Consider the following 19,081-nt stretch of genomic DNA (forward strand, 5'->3'; position numbering starts at 1 on the left):
AATTAAAAGCAATATTTTTTTCATGTTTAAATATTTTATTTATCTGTTATCTGTATTGCTAATTTTTAATGTTTCACTGTCTTCTTGTATTTTACAACTGTTTGACTGTAGTTTCGTTATAGAATCATCCACAGGATTAAGGCTAGCAGTCTAGAACAAAAAAATACTTATAGACATTGTTATAAATAACACTTTTTCAAATACAGCTTTTATTGTAATATTCAATAATTTTGATAATCTCTCTTTTATTAAATTCTTTCTTTTCAATTTTGTCTATTAACATAGGGCAATCTTCAATTAAGTGTAATTTTCCATTTTTAAATTTTACCCCTGTTCTTATTGTAATATTATTTTTTTCTAGAAAATAAACGTTACCTGACGAAGTAGGCAATCCCATTCCCATTGCAGTGCTTGAATTTGAAACAAAAATGCTATATAGGTTAATTTTACCTAACCTCACTATTTTCATTTTTCGGGAAACACCCTGTACATCTTTAAATCTGTACTTATCAATTGTTCCGTCTTCTTTAATATCATAACCGCTTAATTGATTGTCTTCAAATTCTTTTATATCTGAACTTTCGCTTTCTTTGTATTTTAACCCACCAAATGTTTTGGCTTTTATTAAACCTTTTATTTCAGTTGAATCTTTTAAATAAATTGTTCCTTCATAAAATTGAGCATTGGCTAAAGAAAACGAAAGGACTACAAGCACAATAAAAAAATGCTTCATAATATCTAATTATTTATATTTTTAAGAATTAAGTTTTCATTATTATACCAATTACCATCTTTATAGGTTATTGCACCATATTTTGGATGGTAAAAAACATTTCCTAATTCAACGCTCTTTTCTATTCCTACAACATAGTCGGGTACACATACTCCATTATCAATTTGAGTATACCCTTCATCACAAGGGTCACTATCACAATTGATGGCAATCGCACCTATTATTAATGCTATTAAAATTAAACTTAATTTTTTCATTTTTTTCTGATTTTGATTTGTGTTATTTTATCTACAATTTGAGTAATTATTCTAATTATTGAACTCTACGAATATAATAAATATTTACTTACAAACATATACATCCTTTTAGCATTATATTAATTTACCGCTAGCATTGTTCGGGTAAAACCCCATCTAAAAAAAATACACCCAAACCGTAGCCGAACAAAACCCGAACAAAATCATAGATACTCCGTAGATACTCCGTAGCAAAGGCGTAGATAAAGCGTGGATAAGGTTACCTAATGTTAAAAATACAGAATCTCCAAAAACTCCAAAATTTCCAAAAATACGACAAGTATCGTATGGCACAACACTTGGCTAATTTCTATTTTTGTTACTTAACTCAACAACATATATTATGGGTATTTTACAGCGCAACTACTTAATAATAGTTTTATTACTTTGCAACTACATAGCATTAGCACAACAACCCGAATTTTACGCAAACGGGCAACTAAAAGCAGAAGGCAAATACAAAAAAGACCAAAAAACAGGCGATTGGGTGTACTATCGTGAAGATGGTAGCATATCGTTAAAAGAGAGCTACAACCGTAAAGCCCCTAACATGAAAACGGTTGAATACTTTCACCCTAACGGAAAAACCAGCGCTACAGGTACGTTTATAAACAACTTAAAATACGAAACATGGACGTGGTACCGTGAAGATGGCACCAAAGACCAAATGGGTACTTACATGAAAGATAAACCCTTTGGAAGCTTTAGCTATTTTGATAAAAATGGTGTTTTAAAAGAAAAAGGCGAAATAATTGATGGTTTAATGCATGGTGTATGGGAATACTACTATACAAATGGTAAGCTACTAAAAAAAGGCGTTTTCTTAAGAGGTAAAGCCATTGGCGAATGGGAATGTTATGATTTTAATGGCAATTATGAAAATACTATGGTTTACCCCAATGCCTTTGATGATATTAAATTTTACGACCCAAAATCGAATTACCGTGCTTATGCCACAAACGAAGGCAAAGTACCTTACACAAAAAACTACCCTAACGGGAAACCCGAGGTTGTTGGACAAAAATACCGCGGCTATAATGATGGCGATTGGAAATGGTATTACGAAAATGGGCAACTTAAAGAAGAAGGTAGTTTTAAAGATGCTTTACCTACAGGCATTTGGAAAACTTACTACCCTGATGGTACTTTGCGCTCTGAAGGTACGATGTACAAAACTGGTTTCTCTAAAGATTTCATTCTATACCACCCCAATGGCAAGGTAAAATATAAAAACATTGACAGCGGTAAATATGCCACGTATTACGAAACAGGTGAACTCTATATTGAGGAGTTTAAAGTATTAGGAGTAACAACAGGTAAAAACTACTACAATAAAAGCGGGAAGCTTGTAAAAAGTGAGTAATACGGTTGATTGCTAATGGTTAATTTTTAATAATTCGTTTAACCAAACTTACATTATTAGTTACTATTTTCACTAAATACATTCCTTGTGTTAAGTTTGATACATTGATATTAAAATTATTATTTAAAACCTCAAATGCTTTAACTGCTTTTCCTGTTAAATCAAAAACAGTAACATTCACTTTGCCTTGTGTGTTTTTATCTAATGAAATATTTAAAACATCTTGCACTGGTATTGGATACAAAATGCCATTGTTTCCATTTTGCTTATCAAAACTGTTACTGCTTAGTGTTTTGTTTATATCGCCAATTACAGTTCCATAATTAACAAAATTATTAATTCCAGACCCGTTCCAATCTGATACATCTAAAGTACCATAGTTTACAAAGGTATTACCCACCGTAAGTACCGCATCACCATTTAAAACAAACGTACCGTTGTTGGTTACCACATCAACATTTAAAGTACCGTTAGTATCTACATTCGTTTGCGAACAGGCATCGGTTTCTAGAGTATTAGCTACTTTTAACCAACCTGTTATTATGTTTAAAGTTGCACAATTATTTAACTTTAAAGTACCCGCATGTTGATCGATAGCATCAACCAATACCGTAGCATTATTAATAATAGCAGTATCAAACCTAGAAGGTTGAAATGCTAAATCCCAATTTTGTATCTTTGCATAGCGGCTATCAACATCACCATCCCAAACAATATCTTGTACCGCTTTAAAAGCTCCAATATCATTTAAGTATTCCTCTAAATTGGTGTAACCATCATTATCATAATCATGGTTTCTATCGGTAGCATCATTAGGGTTTAGGTTTCTTTCAAGCTCCCAAGCATCGGGCATACCATCTAAATCTGTGTCCCAGTTTAAAGGTCGTTGTATCTGTGCTATTACGGGATAACCACCAACTTCATCGGGGTGATTTATAATACCATTACTTCTAGACCCCGCTGTAGCATTACCTGTAGCTGTTACATTAACTATTCTAACATCTACAGCATCTCGAATTGGTAGTGTTGCACCTGCACCTGCAAGTACAGATGTATACGAATCTGAAGCTGTTTGTGTAGCAATAATTGGTAAATCTGGTATTACAAATGTTGTTCCGCCAGAACCATCATAAGGGTCTAGTGGGTCTTCAGGAAACGATACACGCGTATGTGGTTGGTTAACTTTAACCCACTCTAAATGATCGGACATATATTGCCCTTGCCATTCAGGATGTGCTTCACCTATAGCTGGACCAATACCAGGATATGGTTCAACAATGGAGCTCCATTGTACACCTTTATAATACTTACCATCAACTAAAGATGTACCTTCCCAATTATTATTGGTTATTGTTGGATGCCCTTCCATAACGTTACCATCTATATACCACCAACCAATAACTCCGGGTCCTGAATACCGCGACTTATTATTTAAACCTAAAGCTAGTGCAGTATCCCATGTGCGTACTTCTGGCAATACAATACGAACTTTCAATTCTGGAGCTGGCAAAGACCAATTATAGTTATAGCCAGTTGCTGGACCGGGTTTATAGTAATTATTAATAACATTCATGTGTGCCTCTTTACCTGCACCATCCATACTTCTATCGCGCCAATTAAAGATGACGTTATTACGAAAATCCATAAAATGCGAAAAAGAAATACTCGGGTTTCTACCTACATTACAAGCCATAAGGTTATGGTGATGGTTAGCGCCTTGTCCGCCCCATGTATTGGCAAACCCATGATTTTCTGGGTTAAGAGCTTCTGAAATAATACTCCATTGTACTGTTATATTTTTGGTAGGAATAAGTTTGCCTCCATCTAATTGGCAACGATACATAGACATATTTTCATCGGTTCCCCAACTTGAAGACACATGGTCTATCATAATATTTTTAGACACACTCATACCTACCAAACATTGTCCTGCACTTGGTTGATTTGGTATAGGTGCTGGACCCGATTTATCATAACTTCTACGAAAACGCATATATCTAATTAATATATCGTTTACCCTACCCGTCATGTTTACGGTTGCTCCTGCTATTATTACACCATCACCTGGAGCTGTTTGCCCTGCTATTGTAATGTATGGATTAATAATTTGAACCTCACTTGTTAAATTAATAATACCCGACACATCAAAAACTATTGTACGCGCACCAGAAGCTTGACATCCTGCTCTAAAACTTCCTGGTCCTGAATCGTTAAGGTTTGTTACATGGTAAACGTCACCGCCTCTACCACCTACAGTAACAGCTCCAAAACCCTCTGCGCCTGAAAACGACGGAATATTTTGTGAACACAAGGTTTCATTAATAAAAAATGCTAGAACCAGAACTACTGTTTTAGCAATATCAATATTGGTGTGATGCAAACGATGCCCCATAACGCATACAACTATTAAGTGTTAAAACTACAATTACCAAATGTATAAATAATTTATAGTAAAAAATTAAATAGTTAGATATAAAGCAAATACAACCGAAGAACATATTATTTAGAACTTCAATTTTAAAGATTACTATGCTAATACTTTTGTTGTAATCATATTTGTATTAGGTTATTTGATTGCAACAAAGCAATTTTATATTATTACATAACCAAAGGGCTACTTATTTAAGTTCAGAAAGTATCAATTTTTTCTGTTTCAATGTGTTTTTCATGGCCTTTTCTCTAACCTTTGGATTATTACTATGAATTAACTCGTAATATTCAATAGGTACAACTTGCCAAGACAAGCCATATTTATCTTTACACCATCCACAGGAACCTTCTTCGCCGCCATTGGCAGTTAGTGCTTCCCAATAATAATCAGTTTCTGCTTGGTCTTTGGTGTTAATAACAAAAGAAACTGCTTCATTAAATTTGAATAATGGGCCAGCGGCTAAAATACTAAACTCCATTCCTGCTATTTCAATTACTGCGGTTTCTATACCTGCATTATTTCCACTTTCATCAGTATCAAATTTGCGGAAATCTTTCAACTTACCATCTTTAAAAATAGATAAGTAATAATCTGCAACTGCTTTGGCATCTTTCTCTACCCACAAATAAGGTGTGATTTTTTGAGTAATCAAATTAGTGTTAGGTTTTGTGCTATCCATTTTAACTACAGTTTGATTGCTTGCATTGTTCGTGTTTTTTGTTCTATTTGAATTTGAACATGAGATTGTAAAAGTAAATACTATTGCAGTAAGAAGTATTAATTTATTCATTTCAATAGGCGTTTTTAAAGTAACTAATTTAATAACCAAACGTTTAAGTTAACAAGTCTGCTTTAAATTTACACAAATCCTAAGTCTTCTAGTACTATAACTATTAATTATTATTTCTCAATTAATCACCATCCATTTCTAAAATAAGGTTAGCTATTAATGCTGTCCAGCCTGTTTGGTGCGATGCGCCTAAACCTTCTCCTGTGTCACCATCAAAAAACTCGTAAAATAGATGCAGATTTTTAAAGTGTTCATTTACTGCATACTGATTATCTGGAGCATCTGCATGGTATTGAAACTTGCCATCACTATTGGCTTCAAACAACTTTATTAAGCGTTTGGTAAGAGCATTTGCTATTTGTTTTAAATTAAGTTTATTACCTGAACCTGTTGGAAATTCATAAACATAGCTGTCGCCATAAAACGTGTAATACTTTCGTAACGATTGGATAATCATGTAATTAATTGGCATCCAAATAGGCCCACGCCAGTTGGAATTACCGCCAAACATACTTGAACGACTTTCACCAGGTTCGTACTGAATTTGATGATGCCCATGATGTTCAAATACAAACGGATGTTTTTCATGGTATTTGGATAGTGAACGTATGCCATAATCAGATAAGAATTCATCTTCATCTAACAAACGCTTTAATAAATGCTCCAACCTAAACCCACGCATAATAGAGAACAAATAATTGCCATCTTTATTGGCTTCATCTAAATTGGTAATTAACGATGCTAAGTCTGGACGTGTGCGTATAATTTCATTTGCCCGTAAACGGAAGTCTTTTAATTCTTCAAACAAATCTTTATGCATAATTTCTACAGCAAACATAGGAATTACACCTACTAATGAGCGTACACGTAATAAGTTGGTAGCGCCGTTTGCCATTTCAACTACATCATAGTAGAAGTTATCTTCATCATCCCACAACGAAATATCTTTTTTACCTATGTGGTGCATAGCCCAAGCTATGTTTAAAAAGTGCCTAAAAAACTTTGCAGCTACTTCTTCATACATATTATCTGCTTTGGCAAGTTCTAGTGCCATACGCAGCATGTTTAATGAAAACATAGCCATCCAGCTAGTAGCATCTGCCTGTTGCATTCTGGCAATACCAGGTGGCATGTGGTTTCTATCGAACACGCCTATATTATCTAAACCTAAAAAGCCACCTTCAAATAAATCGGTACCATTTTTGTCTTTTTGGTTAACCCACCATGTGAAATTTATTAGTAGTTTTTGGAAGGCTTTTTCTAAAAATACCGTATCTGGTTTGCCTTTTAATTGCTTGTCTTTTTCATACACATGCCATACAGCCCAAGAGTGTACAGGTGGGTTTACATCGCTAAAATTCCATTCATACGCAGGTATTTGCCCGTTAGGGTGCATGTAATTTTCTTTTAATACCAGTAGCAATTGGTTTTTAGCAAAGTTTGGGTCTATTTCTACAAACGACGCCATATGAAATGCTAAATCCCATGCGGCATACCATGGATATTCCCATTTATCGGGCATAGAAATTACGTGCCTGTTGGTAAGGTGTTGCCAACTGTAATTGCGCATATTGGTACGGTTGGGTTTTGCTTCACCAGGACCGCCAAACAACCATTTAAACACATCGTAATAGTAAAACTGCTTGGTCCATAACAAACCCGAAAAAGCACTTTTAACAATATGCTGTTGGTTTTCGGGTATCTGTTTTTTTATAGTTTCGTTGTAAAATGCTTCACACTCTGTAATTCTTTCGTTAAAAACAGTATCAAAATCTGTCCATGCATCTTTAAGTTTGCTTTTACTTAAACGCATTTTCACGGTTTTTTCTTCACCCGCTTTAAGTGTTAGCTTATGCCAAACGGCAAACTTTGTACCGTTTAACTCTGGGTTAATGGTTGGTTTATTGTGTATTACATGGTCGTTAATACCATCTTTAACATAATCAACATCATTTGGAATGTTATAAATACGTTTGTTATTGGTTTCATTTTCACAAAAAAGTTGTTTACCATTTTCATGGTACAAATAATAGCGTCCGTTTCGGGTGCTTCTTGCTTGCACACAATCATTTGAAATTGCTTTCATGCTAGGGCGTGTATGCTTTTTGTTGTGTTTCCAGAAATTACGAAACCAAAGGTGAGGCAAAACGTGAATACTAGCTTCTTTAGCGCCTCTATTCACTATGGTAATCTTCATTAAAATATCGTCTATGTCAGCTTTAGCGTATTCAATAAAACAATCAAAATACGCATTGTCTTTAAAGGCTTCGGTATCTAACAGTTCGTATTCAGATTCGTATCTGCTTCTGCGGTTGCTATTAACTAAATCGGAATACGGAAATTCGTTTTGTGGATATTTATATAAGTACTTGCAATATGAGTGCGTTGGAGTTGATACTTGGTGAAAATAGAGTTCTTTCACATCTTCACCATGGTTGCCTTGGTTATTGGTAAGCCCAAATAAACGTTCTTTTAAAATAGGGTCTTTACCATTCCAAAAGGCTGGTGCTAAACATAGTATTTCGCGCGAGTCGCAAAACCCACCAATACCCTCTTCGCCCCAACGGTAGGCATTACTACGTGCTTTTTCATGGTCTATAAACTCCCATGATTCGCCATATTCGCTATAATCTTCTCTTACAGTTCCCCATTGTCTTTCAGCTAAATATGGTCCCCATTTTTTCCAGTTTCTATAATTATCGCGTACTGATAAGCGTTCTGCTTCATGTCCTTTCTGAATCATATACTATGTATAAACGTTGCGTGTTATTCAAATATTTAAGGTGGTAGTTCTAAAAAAACAAACCATAATTACCTACTAATTGTAGGACAAACATGCTTGTTTTAATAGGCTTTTGAATAAAAATAAGTCTTTTTTCAAGAAGTTGTAGCGAGGTAGTAAACTATTGCTTAATTGCTGATTTTGATTGTATAGATTTAAAATGTCGCAAAAAAAAGTATCATAATTTAACGAACTCACAGGAATAAATTTACCACTCGCGCAGTTTATTAAGTGCTTCTTGTTCCTCAATTTCTTTTTGTGGAATTACTTTTAAAAATGATGGATGCTGCTCGATAGCATACTCGATGCGTTTTACAATATCATCGGTACTTTCATTATCATAATCTATAACCAATGGTTCTTTTATTTCCATGGTTTGAAGTATGTTTTTCTTTTTAATACGCAAGCCTTTTTTATCGAACGACCTACGAAAACCATCTATAACAATAGGTACTACAACAGGTTTGTAGCGTTTAATAATATGTGCGGTTCCTTTTCTAATAGGTTTGAAAGGTGTTGTTGTACCTTGTGGAAAGGTAATTACCCAACCATCATCAAGTGCCTTTCCTATGTTTGAAATATCACTCATTTTTACTTGGCGGTTTACATCTTGCCCTTCTGCGCGCCACGTGCGCTCAATACTTATAGACCCTACATAGGCTAATATTTTTGGCAGCAAGCCCGCTTTCATGGTTTCTTTTGCGGCTACATAATAAATATTAAGTTTTGGATTCCATAAATAACCAACGTTTTTTATAGAATCTGTACGCCCACTTAAACTAGCGTTAAACACATGAAACATTGCCACTACATCGGCAAAATACGTTTGATGGTTTGAAATAAAAAGTACGTTTTTATCTGGTAGGTTTTTAATAATTTCTGAGCCTTCAATTTGTAGTTCATTAAACCCACGAAAGCGCCTATGCGTTAGCGTTCCTAGAATTCTAATAAGCCACTTTTTAACAATAAGTATATGGCCAAATGGATTTTTTTTAAACAATCCCATAAATCACACGTCAAATTGGTTAGTTATTACAAATGTAGTAAATCTATAAACTACATAAGTTGTTTTAACAAGTCTTTTATCTCGCTAAGCATCATAGCTGTTGCACCCCAAACCACATGGTTGTTAAGTTTAAATGCAGGCACCTCAACCTCAATACTATACGATGTTTTTACGTATTGAGTTATAATACTAGCATCATCTAAAAAGTGGGTTAAAGCTACTTCAATAATGGCTTCAACCTCATCATCTTGCTTTATAAACTGTGGTGTTTCTTTTGAAATGGCAATAAACGGATACACATAAAAATTACTTGGTGGTATATAAACTTCACTTAAAGCACGAAGTACTTTAATGTTTTTTGACGGCACACCAACTTCTTCAAACGTTTCTCGTATTGCTGCGGCTTCAATAGAGGTATCTTGAGGTTCTAACTTGCCACCTGGAAACCCTATTTGTGCTGAATGTACACCTTTATACGTTTTCCGTAAAATTAAAACCAAGTGTGTTTCCTGGTTGTTATTTGGGTAAAATAAGGCTACTACACCTGCGCTTTTAGCTGTTTTAATGGCTTCGGCTTGCTGTTTTAATAACTCTTGCCGAAATGGAGGCACCATTTTAAATTGCGATGCTTGGGCTGGTAGCGGTATATTTTTTATTTTTGAAGTTAAAATTAAAAAATCATCAAAATTCATTCTGTATGCGCGTTATCTTAGTTTTATGTGGTTTTATTTTGTTTTTCAATTGTGAAGATAAGCAAAGTAAAAAGAAAACAATTCCTAAAAAAGAAATAACAACGGTTGAAAAAAATGAAGTTGTAACAGGTGATGAAGACACTACCGATGTTGAAAAAAGAGCGTACCCAAAGCTAAACTCTAAAAACGCTATGGAATTCTTTTTACAATATGACAAAAAACACAAGGAGAATAAAGTACGTATTACTACCGATTTTGGAAACATTGATATTTTATTGTTTAATGAAACTAAGTTTCACCGCTCTAACTTTATATTTTTAACCAAACAAAAATATTATAACGGCACTCAGTTTTACAGAGTCATTAATAACTTTATCATACAAGGAGGAAGTGGTGACGATAAAAAAACAGCTAAAAAACGTGGTTATATAGGCAAATATTTATTACCACCTGATACCAAGCGTGGTTTTAAGCATGACAGAGGAGTTATATCAATGCCTAGTAGCGATATTGATAACCCACACAAACTAGCATCGCCTTACGAGTTTTTTATAGTACAACAACAAGGTGGCGCACACTTTTTGGATGGTTATTATACCATTTTTGGAAAAGTTACAAAAGGTATGGATGTTGTTGATAAAATTGCTGCTGTTGAAACCGATAGTTCAGACTGGCCTGTACAAAATGTATATATTAGGGATGTTGAAATTATTGAGTAAAGGCTTTAAGCAAAAGTAACTTTCATCCTTTTTATTACTTTGCTACATCATCTTTATACAAACTAGGTAGTGTAATTTTAAAAACAACAGCTATTAAACGAACCGTAATAACCACCAAACCAGATATTACAAACACAATATTATTATCTATAGGTAATTTGCGAAGTAAAAAATAGGTTGCTCCTCCCAAAATACATGCTGTTGCATAAACTTCTTTTCTAAAAATAACCGGAATTTCGTTACAAAGTATATCTCTTATTACGCCACCAAAACACGCTGTTATAGTACCTAATGCAATGCATATAATAGGGTGTAAATGCATAAACAAACCTTTCTCTATACCAACAACAGTATATAAACCTATTCCTATGGTATCAAACAAAAACAAGGATATTCTTAAATAATTAAGTCGTTTTCTAAATATGATTGAAAAAATAGTAGCTGCTAAAATTGCGTAAACATAAATCATATTCTCCATCCAAGTTACTGGCGTTTGCCCAATAAGCACATCGCGAAGTGTTCCGCCTCCTACCGAAGTTACAAAAGCAATAATAAGCACTCCAAAAGGATCCATGCGTTTTTCTAATGCTACTAACACACCAGAAATGGCAAAAGCAAAGGTTCCTAGTATTTCTACAATTTGAAAAAACATTTTTTAGGCATTAGGCATTAGGCATTAGGCAAAATAACTTTTCAACTTTATTACTTTCAACTTTCCAGCTATTTAACTCACATATTCTGAGTATAATAATTATAATCCTTTAAAACGGTGTTTAAAAAATCAACATCATACAAACTAGATTCTACATTTAGCACGCTAGCCACTTTGGTTCTTAAAAGGGTAAGGGTTTTATAGTCGTTATTCTTTTTTGAAATGATAAAAGCTTCTTTTATAATACGCACATCTTTATCAGTTAACAACGTAACGTTATTAAAAACTGGTTGGTAATCTGCTTCCAAATCTTCTAAAATAGTACTTGTTATTTTATGTTTCTTTTTTACACTAATTACCACAGTTCCTGCTGCTGCATCACCAACACGTTGTTTTTTATCTGATAATAAAATACTTAACACGCCTATAGATGCAAAAAACAACCAAATATCTATAATGCGTAACATCCATCTAACTAGTAAATTGTACCATTGTGTTGGTGCGCCATCTAAACGCACCACTTTAATTTTAAGTATCATTTTACCAATGGTTTGTCCGCCAAAAATAATATGACACAAAACCGAATAAAAAAGTGCTGGCAAGGTTATTAAACCCAAAACCCCACGTTTAGTCCAATCATCTGTACCAAATATTTCAGACAAACCTACTAGGCTTTCCATAATGGTCATGTAGGTTAGTAAAATAAGCGCATCAATTAAGAATGCAACAAACCTTTCGCCTAAACCAATTAATTTGTAATCCAAATTAACATTTTGTGCTGTGTTAATTGCTAAATTGCTCATGGAAATGTATATTCGTTTTTAATTAAAATAAATTTATGCGCGAGGCATCTTTCGTGAAGCAAAATAAGGAAAAATGGCTGGTTTTTGAAAATGCATTACATAATAATGCTAAAATAAATCCGGACGACTTAGCTTCTTACTACATTCATTTAACCAACGACCTTGCTTATGCACAAACGTATTACCCAGAAAGTAAGACCTTATTGTATTTAAATTCGTTGGCTTCAGAAGCGCATCAAAAAATTTACATTACCAAAAGAGAATCGAAAAACAAAATAGTATCCTTTTGGAAATATGAATTTCCGTTATTTTTCCGAAGCTATCAAAAAACCTTACTATACACCTTTTTAATATTTATGGTTGCTGTTAGTATTGGTGTAGTTTCTACTTTAAACGACGATTCGTTTGTGCGTTTAATTTTAGGTGATGCTTACGTAAATATGACTATTGAAAATATTGAAAAAGGCGAACCTATGGCAGTTTACAAAAGTGGTAGTAATATAGGGTCGTTTTTAGGTATTACCATAAATAATATACGTGTTGCTATTATTGCATTTGCATTTGGCGTACTTTTTAGTGTTGGTACGGTGTATATACTTTTTAGTAATGGCATTATGTTAGGTGCATTTATCACCTTTTTTTACAACTACGGTATTTTAGAAAAAACTTCAACTATTTGGCTGCATGGCACTATTGAAATTTCGGTAATTGTAATAGCTGGTTGTGCAGGTTTGGTTATGGGTAATAGCTTTTTATTTCCTAAAACCTATTCAAGGCGTGTAGCATTTACTAAAGGTGCAAAAGATGGTTTAAAAATAGTTGTTAGCACCATTCCGTTTTTTATTATAGCAGGTTTTATTGAAGGTTTTATAACACGCTATGGCGAACAAATGCCTTGGTTTTTATCGTATGGCATTATTGCTTGCTCGCTATTTTTAATACTATTTTATTACGTTATTTACCCCATAAAATTGAACAACGCTTACCAATCTGATTTAAAAAAATGAATAAACCCTATATAGAACTTCGCAACAGAAACGATTTTGGCGAAACCATAAACACCTATTTCCTATTTTTAAAATACAACTTTAAAAAATATATCAGTTTGTATTTACGCTATAATGTGATAAGCATCATTTTACTTGTTGTAGCATCATATTTATTAGTAACTGGCTTTATGGGTTTAGCTAGTAGAGATTTTAGATTTGGTATGAACAACGATGGCGACCATACCATTTACTTAATAGTTGGTGCTGTTGTTTTAGTACTAATATTGTTTATTTCTGCCCTAATAAATTATAGCTTTTCAAGTTCATACATGGCAGAATATGTAAATAGTGAAGGCAATGTAGCACCCAAAAACGTTTGGCAAAAAATAAAAAATAATATAGGCACTATTATTCTATTTATATTTTTAGGTATCGGTATTTATATTGGTTATTTAATTGTCTCAATCATTTTTGCTTTTATCCCTTTGCTGGGCATACTAATACAATACGGACTAAGCTTTTTGGTAACTGCTTTTTTTGGTTTATCATTCATGTCTATTTTTACCGATAATAAAAGTCTTGGTCTAGCGCTTTCCGAAGGATGGCAATTTACCTTTTTAAGCTTTTGGAAATTAATTTTATTTGGCTTTGTAATAGGCATATTAAATTTGATGCTAACAATGCTTATCATTTCAATACCTGGTTTTATAATTAGCATATATGTTTATTTTTCACTTGAAAGCAATGTAGATTTAGCAACAAGTGTATTTGCTAATGTTATTTTTACTTTGGGGTTTGCTATGTTTTTATTGTCATTTTTATTTTCGCAAGCTTTATCTCAAATAGCTTATGGTGTTTTGTATTACAACATTTACGAGCAAAAAAACAATGTATTTTTAAGAAACAAAATTGAACAAATTGGTGTTAATGAATAAAAATAAGTTTCAAATAGCACTGTTTACGTTTGGGTTGTTTTTTAGCAATACCTATGGCTTTGCACAAGATACTATTCAAAAAGATTCTTCAAACATAAAAGTTACCTACTTTAAAGAAGCTATAAAAAAACGTTATGCCGGTGATGATTTTAACTATAACATAAACGATACAGGTGGTATTAACCTACTGCAACGCATTTTACAAACCTTTTTTGGCTGGTTAAACGACGTTTTTGGTATTGATATCGATTTTATTAATTATGAAACTTTAGAATACATAGTATATGGCTTTTTGGCAGTTGCTTCACTATATTTAGTAATCAAGTTTTTAATGCAATCGCCTATAAATTCGGTATTTAAAACCGAAACAAAAGATATTGACACCTTTAAATATGTTGAAGAAAACATAAAAGACATTAATTTCGACACTTTAATTACCGATGCTTTAAAGGAAAACAATTACCGTTTGGCAACCCGCTATTTATACTTAAAATCGTTAAAACTGCTTACCAATAAAAATAGTATTGAATGGCATTACGACAAAACCAATAGCGATTACATTAATGAAATTAAAGACGAAAATACCAAATCTGCTTTCAAGCGTATTTCCTATATATACGATTATGTTTGGTATGGTGAATTTCCTATAGATGAAATTGTTTTTGAAAAAAATAAGTCCGATTTCGAAAAACTAAACACATTACAGCATGGATAAACGATCTAGAATAGCATTATATGCCATTGGAGCGATTATTGTGTTGATGATGATTGCCGAAGTTTCAAAACCAAAAGCCTTAAACTGGCGCGATTCTTACACAGCTACCGATAAAATTCCTTTGGGTAGTTATGTACTTTTTAATGAATTAAAAACCATTTCAAACAAACCTATTTCAGTTTCAACAAAAACAGTTTTTGAGAGTTTAAAAGATTTTGATACCAATAAAAAAACAGTTAGCATTTTTATAAACAACGGTATTTCGTTTGATAAACAAGACACTGAAACACTACTTAAATATGTTGAAAATGGCAACTCTGTATTTATAAGTACCAATTACATGTATGGCAATTTGAGTGATACGCTAAACATTCGTATTGGAAGTGATTACAACAACTTTTTCAAAAAGCCATCTTTAAACGGTTTTATAAGTCCAGGTTTAAAACCTAACCAACGCACTTTTAAAGACGTTATTGAAAACAGTTTTTTTATAAGTATAGATACACTTAATGCGGTTGCCTTGGGTACAACAAAAGTTGAAAAAACCGAAACTATAACTAAAGACACCTTTCCTGATACTAATATAAACTTTATAAAAGTGCCTTTCGGAAACAAAAACGGTGCGTTTTATATGCATACAAACCCATTTGCATTTAGTAATTACCACATGCTAAATGGTAATGATGTATATGCGGCAACCGTTTTATCATTTTTACCAAAGCATGAAATTATTTGGGACAACTATTATAAAAGTGGTAGAAAAGTAATTACAAGCCCTTTGCGGTTTGTGCTTCAAAGTAAAGCCTTAAAATGGGCATTTTACATTACATTAGTTTCATTAATTTTATTTGTAATTTTTAAAGGAAAACGCACACAACGTATTATTCCTGTAGTTGAACCTTTAAAAAATGCCACCCTAGATTTTACAAAAACTATTGGCGATTTGTATTATCAACATGGCGATTTTACAAACATCATAAACAATAAAATTCAATATTTTTTAGAACAAATACGCTCAAAATATTACCTAAACACAAATGAATTAAGTGAAAACTTCATTTCTAAATTAGCTATAAAATCATCTAATAAAAAAGAAGATACCAAAGCCTTAATAGATTATATTGTGTTTTTAAAATCGAAAAACACACATACCGAAACCGACTTAATTCAACTTAACAAACTCATAGAAACATTCACGAAAAACAATATATAATGGACGAACAACCAATTGAAAATCAAGATATAAATTTTGAAAGCAGACTCGATTTAAAACCACTTCAAGACCACGTTGAAGCCATCAAAAAAGAAATAGGAAAAATAATAGTAGGTCAAAATGAAATGATTGAACTGCTTATTATTTCGCTACTTTCAAACGGGCACGCGTTAATTGAAGGTGTTCCAGGGGTTGCAAAAACCATAACGGCGAAATTATTAGCAAAATCATTGGCGGTAAATTTTAGCAGAATTCAGTTTACACCCGATTTAATGCCAAGTGATATTTTAGGAACGTCTGTTTTTAACATAAAAACCAACGAGTTTGAATATAAAAAAGGACCCATTTTTTCAAATATTATTTTAATTGATGAAATAAACCGTGCACCTGCAAAAACGCAAGCTGCTTTGTTTGAAGTTATGGCAGAACGCCAAATTACAATGGATGGCACCAAATACATTATGGATGCGCCATTTTTAGTATTTGCTACTCAAAACCCTATTGAACAAGAAGGTACTTATAGACTACCAGAAGCACAATTAGACCGTTTTCTGTTTAAAATTGATGTTGATTATCCAACGCTTGAAAATGAAATTCAAATATTAATGGATAATCATCAGCGTCAAGATAGTTTAGATTTTAATGCGGTAATACCTGTTTTAAACGCGCAACAAATTGCATATTACCAAGGCTTAATAAAGCAAATAGTTGTTGAAAATCATTTAATTACGTATATCGCGTCTATAATTGCTAATACTAGAACCAACGCCAATTTATATTTGGGTGCATCACCAAGAGCATCAATTGCGATATTAAACGCCGCCAAATCTAACGCCGCTATTCAAGGTAGAGATTTTGTAACGCCTGAAGATATTAAACGTTGTACTAAAGCGGTTTTAAAACACCGTTTGGTATTAACGCCAGAGCGTGAAATGGAAGGTTTTACCGTTGAAAAAGTGATAGAACAAATATTAGAAACTATAGAAATACCTAGATAAAAAAATAGCACCACAAATACACAAATATTTATAAAAACCATTTGTGGCAAAAAAAAATATGAAACGTTTTTTTAAAAATATCTATTTGAACGCACGCTTTTTTATAGGCGTTGGTTTCCTTGTATTTCTATTCATTCTATCTTATTTATTTTCAGGTTTATTTGTAATTGCTCAAATGTTGTTTTTTGTTTTTTTGAGTTTGATAGTTGTTGATTTTATTCTACTTTTCAAACAAAAAGGCATTACCGCAACACGCATTTTACCTGAAAAATTGAGTAATGGCGATGATAATCCTATTGAAATTTCATTACAAAACAACTACAATTTTACAAGTACAATTAAACTAATTGATGAGTTACCGTTTCAATACCAAAAACGTGATTTTGAAATTGACACCAAGTTAGAAAAATTAGATAGTAAAAAAATAACATATACCCTACGTCCATTAGAACGTGGCGAATATTATTTTGGCAATTTGAACCTTTACGCTACCAGCCCAATCAACTTAATTTCCAGACGCTTTCAATTTGGAAAAGATGCCATGGTGCCAAACTATCCATCATTTTTACAATTAAAAAAGTACATGCTGTTAGCGTTTTCAAACAAGATTTTTGAATACGGTTTAAAGAAGATTCGTCGTATTGGTCATACTATGGAATTTGAGCAAATTAAAGATTATGTTCAAGGTGATGATTTGCGAAACATTAACTGGAAAGCAACTGCCAAAAGCAACCGACTGATGGTAAACCAATACCAAGATGAACGCTCGCAACCCGTTTATAGCGTAATAGATAAAGGGCGCGTTATGAAAATGCCGTTTGAAGGTTTAAGTTTGTTGGATTATGCCATTAACGCATCATTAGTAATTAGCAACGTTGCTTTAAAAAAGCAAGACAAAGCGGGTATTTTTTCTTTCTCTAGAAAAGTTGAAAATCGTGTGGTTGCAGAACGCAGACCATCGCAAATGAATACCATTCTTGAAACACTGTATAATTTGAATACAGATTTTGTAGAATCGGATTTTTCAAGATTGTACATAGATGTAAAACGAAATTTAAACCAGCGTAGTTTATTACTATTGTACACTAATTTTGAAACGTTGGATGCCTTGTACAGACAACTACCCTATTTAAAAGCTATTGCAAAGAATCATTTGCTAGTTGTTATATTTTTTGAAAACACCGAACTACAAAAACTTACCAAAACAACAGCCATAAACACTTATGATATTTTTGAAAAAACTATTGCAGAAAAATTTATTTACGAGAAGAAGTTAATAGTAAACGAACTTCAAAAACACGGTATTCAAAGTATTTTAACGGCACCAGAGCATTTAACAATTAATACAATTAATAAATACTTGGAAATAAAAGCAAGAGGTTTATTATAAAAAAAGACCTTCAAAAAACGAAGGTCTTTACTGCTATTAATCAATTCAGATAGTTAAACCGTTTCGCTTAACCAAGCTTTCATCATCCAAACTGTTTTTTCTTGCTCTGTAATAAAATCACTCATCATTGAATTTGTACCTTCATCATTAGCTTCGCCCGATTTATTAAGAATTGCGCGTTCTATTTTTAACAATTCTGATAAAGAATCTACAATTAAGGTTACCGCCTTTTCATCTTGCGATATATTTTTTCCAATAGGTACTTGAGCATTTTCAATGTAATCTTTAAAGGTATGATGCGGTGTTTCACCCAGTGTTAACACACGTTCTGCAATTAAATCTACTTTTGTATTAGCATCGGTATATAATTCTTCAAACTTCACATGTAAGTCAAAAAAGCGTTTTCCTTTAATATTCCAATGAATTCCTCTTAAATTTTGGTAATATATTTGAAAATTAGCTAATAAATTATTTAAATCGGTTGCCAACTCTTTTGTTTTTTTAATATCTAATCCTATACTATTAAATGTCATAAATTTACTTTGTTTTAATTATACTACAAATTTAACCTATA

General features: G+C 32.8%; 18 protein-coding genes. 8 read left to right on the plus strand and 10 right to left on the minus strand.

Annotation, left to right across the window (positions count from 1 at the left end):
- Positions 1–196: 196 nt before the first annotated feature.
- Both ACFQ1R_RS06560 and ACFQ1R_RS06565 read right to left on the minus strand, forming a co-directional pair.
- Positions 197–733 carry a hypothetical protein gene (locus ACFQ1R_RS06560; RefSeq protein ID WP_379925336.1) on the minus strand — a complete coding sequence of 179 codons (537 nt, stop codon included), beginning with the start codon at positions 731–733 and terminating at the stop codon, positions 197–199.
- 5 nt (positions 734–738) lie between these two features.
- Positions 739–990, minus strand: a complete 252-nt coding sequence (locus ACFQ1R_RS06565) for a hypothetical protein (RefSeq protein ID WP_379925337.1) — start codon at positions 988–990, stop codon at positions 739–741.
- 382 nt (positions 991–1,372) lie between these two features.
- Between ACFQ1R_RS06565 and ACFQ1R_RS06570 the strand changes: the two genes are divergently transcribed.
- On the plus strand, positions 1,373–2,392 hold the full coding sequence (locus ACFQ1R_RS06570) for a toxin-antitoxin system YwqK family antitoxin (protein WP_379925338.1): 1,020 nt from the start codon (positions 1,373–1,375) through the stop codon (positions 2,390–2,392).
- Between the two features lie 19 nt (positions 2,393–2,411).
- On the opposite strand, the gene ACFQ1R_RS06575 is transcribed toward ACFQ1R_RS06570, so the two are convergent.
- From ACFQ1R_RS06575 to ACFQ1R_RS06595, 5 genes are all read right to left on the minus strand, one after another.
- Positions 2,412–4,784 carry a T9SS type A sorting domain-containing protein gene (locus tag ACFQ1R_RS06575; RefSeq protein WP_379925339.1) on the minus strand — a complete coding sequence of 791 codons (2,373 nt, stop codon included), beginning with the start codon at positions 4,782–4,784 and terminating at the stop codon, positions 2,412–2,414.
- A gap of 226 nt (positions 4,785–5,010) precedes the next feature.
- Complete coding sequence (locus ACFQ1R_RS06580; RefSeq protein ID WP_379925340.1) at positions 5,011–5,613, minus strand: VOC family protein; 603 nt, start codon at positions 5,611–5,613, stop codon at positions 5,011–5,013.
- A gap of 121 nt (positions 5,614–5,734) precedes the next feature.
- The gene (locus ACFQ1R_RS06585; protein WP_379925341.1) at positions 5,735–8,356 is read right to left on the minus strand and encodes an MGH1-like glycoside hydrolase domain-containing protein; all 2,622 of its coding nucleotides are present in this window, start codon (positions 8,354–8,356) and stop codon (positions 5,735–5,737) included.
- 247 nt (positions 8,357–8,603) lie between these two features.
- Positions 8,604–9,401: a lysophospholipid acyltransferase family protein gene (locus tag ACFQ1R_RS06590; protein WP_379925342.1), complete on the minus strand. Its 798-nt coding sequence runs from the start codon at positions 9,399–9,401 to the stop codon at positions 8,604–8,606.
- A 50-nt stretch (positions 9,402–9,451) separates the two neighbouring features.
- A complete protein-coding gene (locus ACFQ1R_RS06595) occupies positions 9,452–10,093 on the minus strand; it encodes an NUDIX hydrolase (protein ID WP_379925343.1) in 642 nt (213 codons plus the stop codon).
- A gap of 5 nt (positions 10,094–10,098) precedes the next feature.
- Here ACFQ1R_RS06595 and ACFQ1R_RS06600 point away from each other — a divergent pair, with 5 nt between their 5' ends.
- On the plus strand, positions 10,099–10,812 hold the full coding sequence (locus ACFQ1R_RS06600) for a peptidylprolyl isomerase (protein ID WP_379925344.1): 714 nt from the start codon (positions 10,099–10,101) through the stop codon (positions 10,810–10,812).
- Positions 10,813–10,846: 34 nt separating this feature from the next.
- On the opposite strand, the gene ACFQ1R_RS06605 is transcribed toward ACFQ1R_RS06600, so the two are convergent.
- Together ACFQ1R_RS06605 and ACFQ1R_RS06610 are read right to left on the minus strand one after the other, a co-directional pair.
- A complete protein-coding gene (locus ACFQ1R_RS06605) occupies positions 10,847–11,464 on the minus strand; it encodes a trimeric intracellular cation channel family protein (RefSeq protein WP_379925345.1) in 618 nt (205 codons plus the stop codon).
- A gap of 77 nt (positions 11,465–11,541) precedes the next feature.
- Positions 11,542–12,267 (minus strand): RDD family protein, encoded by a 726-nt coding sequence (locus ACFQ1R_RS06610; RefSeq protein ID WP_379925346.1) that lies wholly within the window; start codon positions 12,265–12,267, stop codon positions 11,542–11,544.
- A gap of 35 nt (positions 12,268–12,302) precedes the next feature.
- Between ACFQ1R_RS06610 and ACFQ1R_RS06615 the strand changes: the two genes are divergently transcribed.
- Genes ACFQ1R_RS06615 through ACFQ1R_RS06640 form a run of 6 tightly spaced genes read left to right on the plus strand, consistent with a single transcriptional unit; the run spans position 12,303 to position 18,507 of the window.
- Complete coding sequence (locus tag ACFQ1R_RS06615; RefSeq protein ID WP_379925347.1) at positions 12,303–13,274, plus strand: stage II sporulation protein M; 972 nt, start codon at positions 12,303–12,305, stop codon at positions 13,272–13,274.
- Positions 13,271–14,191, plus strand: coding sequence for a hypothetical protein (locus tag ACFQ1R_RS06620; protein WP_379925348.1), 921 nt, complete (start codon positions 13,271–13,273; stop codon positions 14,189–14,191). Before ACFQ1R_RS06615 ends, ACFQ1R_RS06620 begins: the two co-directional genes overlap by 4 nt.
- The gene (locus tag ACFQ1R_RS06625; RefSeq protein WP_379925349.1) at positions 14,184–14,906 is read left to right on the plus strand and encodes a hypothetical protein; all 723 of its coding nucleotides are present in this window, start codon (positions 14,184–14,186) and stop codon (positions 14,904–14,906) included. The genes ACFQ1R_RS06620 and ACFQ1R_RS06625 overlap by 8 nt, the downstream gene beginning before the upstream one ends.
- Positions 14,899–16,119, plus strand: a complete 1,221-nt coding sequence (locus ACFQ1R_RS06630) for a DUF4350 domain-containing protein (protein ID WP_379925350.1) — start codon at positions 14,899–14,901, stop codon at positions 16,117–16,119. Before ACFQ1R_RS06625 ends, ACFQ1R_RS06630 begins: the two co-directional genes overlap by 8 nt.
- Complete coding sequence (locus tag ACFQ1R_RS06635; protein WP_379925351.1) at positions 16,119–17,117, plus strand: AAA family ATPase; 999 nt, start codon at positions 16,119–16,121, stop codon at positions 17,115–17,117. The genes ACFQ1R_RS06630 and ACFQ1R_RS06635 overlap by 1 nt, the downstream gene beginning before the upstream one ends.
- Before the next feature lie 58 nt (positions 17,118–17,175).
- On the plus strand, positions 17,176–18,507 hold the full coding sequence (locus ACFQ1R_RS06640) for a DUF58 domain-containing protein (protein WP_379925352.1): 1,332 nt from the start codon (positions 17,176–17,178) through the stop codon (positions 18,505–18,507).
- A 53-nt stretch (positions 18,508–18,560) separates the two neighbouring features.
- On the opposite strand, the gene ACFQ1R_RS06645 is transcribed toward ACFQ1R_RS06640, so the two are convergent.
- Positions 18,561–19,040: a Dps family protein gene (locus tag ACFQ1R_RS06645; RefSeq protein ID WP_379925353.1), complete on the minus strand. Its 480-nt coding sequence runs from the start codon at positions 19,038–19,040 to the stop codon at positions 18,561–18,563.
- Positions 19,041–19,081: the final 41 nt, after the last annotated feature.

This window comes from Mariniflexile jejuense, assembly GCF_042675665.1.
In the GTDB taxonomy this organism is placed as follows: Bacteria; Bacteroidota; Bacteroidia; order Flavobacteriales; family Flavobacteriaceae; genus Mariniflexile; species Mariniflexile jejuense.

What these genes read in the sequence shown, in the direction of transcription:
- ACFQ1R_RS06560 (WP_379925336.1), bottom strand. Translation starts at nt 733, where the DNA reads ATGAAGCATTTTTTTATTGTGCTTGTAGTCCTTTCGTTTTCTTTAGCC.
- ACFQ1R_RS06565 (WP_379925337.1), bottom strand. Translation starts at nt 990, where the DNA reads ATGAAAAAATTAAGTTTAATTTTAATAGCATTAATAATAGGTGCGATT.
- ACFQ1R_RS06570 (WP_379925338.1), top strand. Translation starts at nt 1,373, where the DNA reads ATGGGTATTTTACAGCGCAACTACTTAATAATAGTTTTATTACTTTGC.
- ACFQ1R_RS06575 (WP_379925339.1), bottom strand. Translation starts at nt 4,784, where the DNA reads ATGGGGCATCGTTTGCATCACACCAATATTGATATTGCTAAAACAGTA.
- ACFQ1R_RS06580 (WP_379925340.1), bottom strand. Translation starts at nt 5,613, where the DNA reads ATGAATAAATTAATACTTCTTACTGCAATAGTATTTACTTTTACAATC.
- ACFQ1R_RS06585 (WP_379925341.1), bottom strand. Translation starts at nt 8,356, where the DNA reads ATGATTCAGAAAGGACATGAAGCAGAACGCTTATCAGTACGCGATAAT.
- ACFQ1R_RS06590 (WP_379925342.1), bottom strand. Translation starts at nt 9,401, where the DNA reads ATGGGATTGTTTAAAAAAAATCCATTTGGCCATATACTTATTGTTAAA.
- ACFQ1R_RS06595 (WP_379925343.1), bottom strand. Translation starts at nt 10,093, where the DNA reads ATGAATTTTGATGATTTTTTAATTTTAACTTCAAAAATAAAAAATATA.
- ACFQ1R_RS06600 (WP_379925344.1), top strand. Translation starts at nt 10,099, where the DNA reads ATGCGCGTTATCTTAGTTTTATGTGGTTTTATTTTGTTTTTCAATTGT.
- ACFQ1R_RS06605 (WP_379925345.1), bottom strand. Translation starts at nt 11,464, where the DNA reads ATGTTTTTTCAAATTGTAGAAATACTAGGAACCTTTGCTTTTGCCATT.
- ACFQ1R_RS06610 (WP_379925346.1), bottom strand. Translation starts at nt 12,267, where the DNA reads ATGAGCAATTTAGCAATTAACACAGCACAAAATGTTAATTTGGATTAC.
- ACFQ1R_RS06615 (WP_379925347.1), top strand. Translation starts at nt 12,303, where the DNA reads ATGCGCGAGGCATCTTTCGTGAAGCAAAATAAGGAAAAATGGCTGGTT.
- ACFQ1R_RS06620 (WP_379925348.1), top strand. Translation starts at nt 13,271, where the DNA reads ATGAATAAACCCTATATAGAACTTCGCAACAGAAACGATTTTGGCGAA.
- ACFQ1R_RS06625 (WP_379925349.1), top strand. Translation starts at nt 14,184, where the DNA reads ATGAATAAAAATAAGTTTCAAATAGCACTGTTTACGTTTGGGTTGTTT.
- ACFQ1R_RS06630 (WP_379925350.1), top strand. Translation starts at nt 14,899, where the DNA reads ATGGATAAACGATCTAGAATAGCATTATATGCCATTGGAGCGATTATT.
- ACFQ1R_RS06635 (WP_379925351.1), top strand. Translation starts at nt 16,119, where the DNA reads ATGGACGAACAACCAATTGAAAATCAAGATATAAATTTTGAAAGCAGA.
- ACFQ1R_RS06640 (WP_379925352.1), top strand. Translation starts at nt 17,176, where the DNA reads ATGAAACGTTTTTTTAAAAATATCTATTTGAACGCACGCTTTTTTATA.
- ACFQ1R_RS06645 (WP_379925353.1), bottom strand. Translation starts at nt 19,040, where the DNA reads ATGACATTTAATAGTATAGGATTAGATATTAAAAAAACAAAAGAGTTG.